6 protein-coding genes are annotated in these 5479 nt (G+C 72.0%); 4 read left to right on the top strand and 2 right to left on the bottom strand.

Translation table 11 applies throughout. The annotated features are described in order from the left end of the window. Both AB0M20_RS24955 and AB0M20_RS24950 read right to left on the bottom strand, forming a co-directional pair. Positions 1-835 (bottom strand): DUF4192 domain-containing protein (locus AB0M20_RS24955; RefSeq protein ID WP_364302036.1); only part of this gene is annotated, 835 nt, incomplete at its 3' end. A gap of 72 nt (positions 836-907) precedes the next feature. Continuing rightward, entirely contained in the window at positions 908-1411 is a 504-nt protein-coding gene (locus AB0M20_RS24950; protein ID WP_364302034.1) for a GNAT family N-acetyltransferase, read from the bottom strand. Positions 1412-1467: 56 nt separating this feature from the next. On the opposite strand from AB0M20_RS24950, the gene AB0M20_RS24945 reads away from it, so the two are divergent. The 4 genes from AB0M20_RS24945 to AB0M20_RS24930 all read left to right on the top strand — a co-directional run. Continuing rightward, positions 1468-2349 (top strand): fructosamine kinase family protein, encoded by an 882-nt coding sequence (locus AB0M20_RS24945; protein WP_364302032.1) that lies wholly within the window; start codon positions 1468-1470, stop codon positions 2347-2349. Positions 2350-2815: 466 nt separating this feature from the next. Next, the gene (gene moaA, locus AB0M20_RS24940) at positions 2816-3853 is read left to right on the top strand and encodes a GTP 3',8-cyclase MoaA (protein ID WP_364302038.1); all 1038 of its coding nucleotides are present in this window, start codon (positions 2816-2818) and stop codon (positions 3851-3853) included. Positions 3854-3857: 4 nt separating this feature from the next. Next, positions 3858-4100: a MoaD/ThiS family protein gene (locus AB0M20_RS24935; RefSeq protein WP_364302030.1), complete on the top strand. Its 243-nt coding sequence runs from the start codon at positions 3858-3860 to the stop codon at positions 4098-4100. A 405-nt stretch (positions 4101-4505) separates the two neighbouring features. Further along, a partial coding sequence (locus tag AB0M20_RS24930) for a metallophosphoesterase (RefSeq protein WP_364302028.1) occupies positions 4506-5479 on the top strand: 974 nt, incomplete at its 3' end.

The raw sequence follows: 5479 nt of genomic DNA, 5'->3' as shown, positions 1-5479 counted from the left end.
GTCCGTAGTCCGGTTCGACGGCCAGCGCCCGTTCCACCGCGATGCCGGCCAGCGGGCCGAGGCCCATCCGCCACGCGACGAAGGCCAGCAGGGCGGCGGGCGCGGGCACGAACGACGGCTCGACACGGCGCACCACGTCCATCCACAGCGTCTGGTCGGCGACCGTCGCCTCGGTGAAGTCCCAGACGAAGTCGCAGAACGGTTCGAGCTGGAGCAGCACACCCAGCAGGGCGACGTCCGCGGCGGCGAGCGGGACGCCGGACCGCGCCGCGCGTACCACCGCCAGGCCCGCCCGGACCACGGTCTCCTCCGGCGTCCATCGCGCGAGCCGTTCCTCGACCTCGGCCGTCGCCGCGGTTACCGCGGCACGCTCCTCGCCGGTGACCGGGGCGAGCTGCGCCACCAGCGCCGCACGATCGGGCAGCGCGGGAAGGCCCTGGAAGGTGGCGGCGGCCGCGACGACGCTCGAATCGAGGTGGCAGGGCTCGGCGTCGGCGCCACTGAGTGACCAGTATCTGCCGTCGGTGACGCGTACCTCGTCGAGCACCGTGACGCCGGCCAGGCGCAACGCGGCGGCCAGGGCGGGCAGCACGGCCGTGACCCGTGGCGCGGTGCCGTAGCCGATGATCAGCACCCGCTCCGGGGCGTGCTGGGCGATGAGCTGGGCGACCGCGGCCGGGTCGGCGCCGTCCAGGTCGAAGCGCAGCGCGAACTGCAGGCTACGCAGGCGCAGCGCGACCACGACGACGGAATCGGCCGGATGGAAGCCCAGCAGATACGGAACGGCGGCCAGGAGGTCGGGGGTGCGTCTGATCTTCAGGCGAGGCGGAGTCACGCCGACGACCCTGGCGAGAATCCGCGGGCGGCGCGGGCGGACCTGTGGACAAGTCGTTGTCCACAGGGGTTGTCAGGAGCGGAACTGCAGCTCGTGAAGCTCCAGGCCCTCGGTCTGCCACTCGTGCGTATGCCGGTCCAGGTCCATCGTGAGCTCGATCGACGACACCACGTCGTAGCCGGCGGCGTGCAGCGAGCGGATGGCGTCGATGTTGCGCGACGCCGGGGAGATGGTCAGCGAGGTCATGTTGCGCTTCTTCGCCTCGGCGGCCACGTGCCGCAGGAGCTTGCGGCCGACGCCCTTGTGCCGGTGTGACGCGGTCACGACGACCGGCTCCACCTCGCCGCCGCGGCCGCGCATGACCAGACCGACCATTCCGATCACCCCGTCGTCGGCGTGGTCGGCGACCCAGAGTCCGCCCAGGTCGAGACGGGTCAGATACTCCTCGAACCCCGCGCCGGCGTCGTTCGCCTGGTCGCCGTACATCAGGTTGTGCTGGTTGGTCAGCTCCGACCAGAGATGCCGGCCGGAGCTGTGGTCGCTCGGCCGGTACGAACGCACCGTGACAGGGCTCATGCCGACATTTTGACTCTGATTCGTGACGTAGGTAACCCGAAGTGGAAGATAGGGCGGTGGATCTGGCGTACCTCCGCGCGCACCCGCAGCACCTCCCGACATTTCTCACCCATCAGCGCATCCGTGAGACACCCGTGTCGGGCGGTTCGGTGGCCCGCGCATCACGCCTGACCTTGGACGACGGCGCGTCGCTGTTCACGAAGACGTGGGAGCCGGGCACGCCGCCGCCGGGCTATTTCGAGGCCGAGGCGGCCGGCCTGGCCTGGCTGGGGGCCACCGATGCGGTGCCGATCCCCGAGGTGTTCGCCGCGCTGCCGTCGATGATCGCCATGGAGTGGGTCGAGCCCGGGCCGGCGACGCGGGCGGCGGCCTCCGCCTTCGGGCGGTCGCTGGCCGAGCTGCACCGGTTCGGCGCGCCCGGCTTCGGAGCGTCGTGGCCGGGCTTCATCGGCCCGTTGCCGCTGGACAACACGGTTTCGGCGGGGCCATGGGGGGCTTGGTTCGGCGAGCGGCGGCTGCGGCCGTTTCTGCGCTTGTCGGTCGATCGGGGCGCGTTGTCCGCCGCCGACGCGGCGCTGGTCGAGCAGGTGATCAAGACCATCGAGGGGTACGCGCAGAGCGAGCCGCCCGCCCGGATCCACGGCGACCTGTGGCCGGGCAACATCCTGTGGGCACACGACGGCAGGGCGTGGCTGATCGACCCGGCCGCGCAGGGCGGCCACCGCGAGACCGACCTGGCGACGCTGGCCCTTTTCGGCGGCGCACCTCACCTGGACGCGATCGTGGGCGCCTACAACGAGGCGTTTCCGCTGGCGGACGGCTGGCAGCAACGGACTCCCCTGCACCAGCTCCACCTGCTGTTGGTCCACACGGCAGCCTTCGGCGAGTCCTACCGCTCGGCGGTCCGCTCAGCCGCAGAAGCAGCCGCCCGCCTGTAGCCCGCCGCCGCTCTGCCCCAACGGACCATCGCTCCACGACCGCAGCCCGCTGCCCCGACGCCGACCCCCTCGCGTCCCACCGCCTCCCTACCCGCGGCCTCGCCCACCCGCGCGCGTCCCGCGGCCTCGCCCACCCGCACGCGTCCCGCCGCCTCGCTCACCCGGCGCGACCCGCCGCCTCGCCACCCGCGTGCTTGCTGCCGTCTCGCCCGCGCGCGTCCCGCCGCCTCCCCCACCCCGTGCACTGGGTGGGCCGGAAAGTAGCGGCCTGGTGTGACACTTTTGCCGGCCGGCTGTGGAGTCCGGTTGTGCGGAGTTGTCCACAGGCAGGGATCACGCTTCGGCGATGGGTTGTGGAACGGGCTAGATTCGACCAGTGAGCGAAGGTCGCGGGCGAGGCGGTCCGTCCGGCACGGTCGTGCCGGTCACCATCGCGCCTGTTCCCAGCGGCGCCTCCACGTCTGTGATGGCGCCCCCTCCGAACGCCTTCAATCGGCTGTCCGGCCTGGTCGACCGCTTCGGCCGGGTGGCCACCGACCTGCGCGTCTCACTCACCGACCGGTGCAATCTGCGCTGCACCTACTGCATGCCCGAGGAAGGGCTGGCCTGGCTGCCGAACGAGCAGCAGCTCACCGACGACGAAGTGGTCCGCCTGGTCCGGATCGCGGTGGAGTTGCTCGGCGTGAGCGAGGTGCGGTTCACCGGCGGCGAGCCGTTGATCAGGCGCGGCCTGGTCGGGATCATCCAGGCGTGCGCCGCCCTGCGGCCCAGGCCGCGCCTGTCGGTGACGACCAACGGCATCGGGCTGCAGCGGCTGGCCGTCCCGCTGCGCGATGCGGGCCTCGACCGCGTGAACGTCTCGATGGACACCCTCGACCCGCAGCGGTTCCACGAGCTGACGCGACGCGATCGGCACGCGGACGTGCTGGCCGGCCTGCGCGCCGCGGCCGCGGCCGGGCTGACGCCCGTGAAGATCAACGCGGTGCTCATGCAGGGCGTGAACGACGACGAGGCCGCGAGCTTGCTTCGCTTCGCCTTGGATCACGGGTACGAGCTGAGGTTCATCGAGCAGATGCCCCTCGACGCCCAGCACCGGTGGGACCGCCACACCATGGTCACCGCCGACGACATCCTGGCCTCGCTGGCCGGCTTCCACCTGGAGCCCGATGCGGTTTCACGTGGAACGGCGCCCGCCGAGACCTGGGTGGTCCCGGGCTACACGGCCCTCGACGGCGGTCCGGCCCGGGTGGGCGTCATCGGCAGCGTGACCAGGCCGTTCTGCGGCGACTGCGATCGCACCCGGCTGACCGCGGACGGTCAGATCCGCAACTGCCTCTTCGCCACCGAAGAATCCGACCTGCGTGGCCTGCTCCGCTCCGCCGCCTCCGACGAGACGATCGCGGCCGCGTGGCAGACCGCCACCCTCGGCAAGCGGGCCGGCCACGGCATCGACGATCCGTCCTTCCTGCAGCCGGACCGTCCGATGTCCGCGATCGGCGGCTGACGCGATGCCGACCGTGCGGTACTTCGCCGGCGCACGCGCCGCGGCCGGCGGCATCCGGAGCGAGCAGATCCCGGCGGAAACCCTGACCGAACTGGTCGCGAGCCTGACGGACCGCCACGGCGAGCGCCTGGCGGTGGTCCTGAAGGCGGCGAGCTTCCTCGTCGACGGCTTGACCTGCCACAACCCGGAGTCGGCCCTGCCACCCGACGCAACGGTCGACGTCCTGCCACCCTTCGCCGGCGGCTGACCACCACCACCCCCGGCCCCGCACCGAGCCCGGCAGACCACCACGCCGACACAGCCGGGCCGAGCACGCCTCACCACGCCGACGCGACCGCGACCGCGCTCACCCGACGCCATGCCGACCCCCGGCTACGAGCACGGCAGACCCAGCCCGGCCGGTAACCCGCCGGCGCGGGGCGCTGTTGGCTGGAGCTGCGGGGAGATCGGCCTTCGACGCCGGTACGACGAGCACGGCCAACCACCACGCCAAAGCCCGCCACGACGAGAGCACACCCGGCCAACCGCGCGATGCTGCCGCCCGTCGCCTGAGTCGGTTGAGCGCACCTGAGCTGTGAAGATGCTGAGGTCCCGCGTTGTTCGGGCGCTTCGGCTGGCAGGATGGAACGACTGCCTCGGGTGGGAGTTGAGGGTGATCGGTTTCTTCGGGTTCGTTCTGGTGGTTGTCGTCGGCATCCATCTCTACCTCTGGAAACGCCTCGTGCGTGACCCGATGCGCCCCGGCCGCGCTCGCAAGGCCGGCGGCTTCGTCATCCTGGCGCTCGCGATCCTGCTGCCCGCGAACCTGATCCTGAGCCGGGCCGCCGGCTGGCAAGGGCTGGCCTGGCCGGGCTACCTCTGGATCGCGCTGATGTTCTACCTGCTGGTGGGGCTGGTGGTCCTCGAGATCCCGCGCCTGGTGGTGTCGCTGATCTGGCGCGCGCGCAACCGCAACGCCGCCCGGGAGAAGACCCCGCAGCCCGTCGCAGCGACCACGCCGGCCGGAGCGACCAGCGGCCTGGCTGACGGCCCGGCCAGCGGCACCGATGTCGAGGCGGAGCCGGACGACAGCCGGGCCCTGAACAGCGACGAGACCGAGCGCCGGGGGGTTGAGCGGCGGCTGTTGCTCGCGCGCGGCGCGGCGATCTTCGCCGGGCTCACCGCCGCGTCCGTCACCGGATACGGGGTCAGGACCGCCCTCGGTGGACCTCACCTCGACCGGGCGCAGATTCCGATCGCCAAGCTGCCTCACGCCATGGACGGCACCCGCCTCGCCGTCGTCTCCGATATCCACCTCGGCCCGCTCACCGGCCCCCGCCACCTCAGCCGCATCGTCGAGATGATCAACTCCGCGGACGCCGACGTGGTGTGCATCGTCGGCGACATGGTGGACGGGTCGGTCGCCGAGCTGGGCCGCCATGCCGTCGCCCTGCGGGACATCCGCTCGCGGCACGGCGCCTACTTCGTCACCGGCAATCACGAGTACTACTCGGGCTACCAGGAGTGGGTCGAAGAGGTCGCGCGGCTGGGCGTGCGGCCGCTGCGCAACGAACGCCTCGAGATCGTCACCCGTGGGGGTGCCTTCGACCTGGCCGGCGTGAACGACCCGGGCGGCGCCGACGTCGG

Origin of the sequence: Actinoplanes sp. NPDC051633 (assembly GCF_040681735.1) — a bacterium.
In the GTDB taxonomy this organism is placed as follows: domain Bacteria; phylum Actinomycetota; class Actinomycetes; order Mycobacteriales; family Micromonosporaceae; genus Actinoplanes.
Note: the sequence above shows the minus strand (reverse complement) of the source record. Positions and strands in the feature narration are given on the sequence as shown.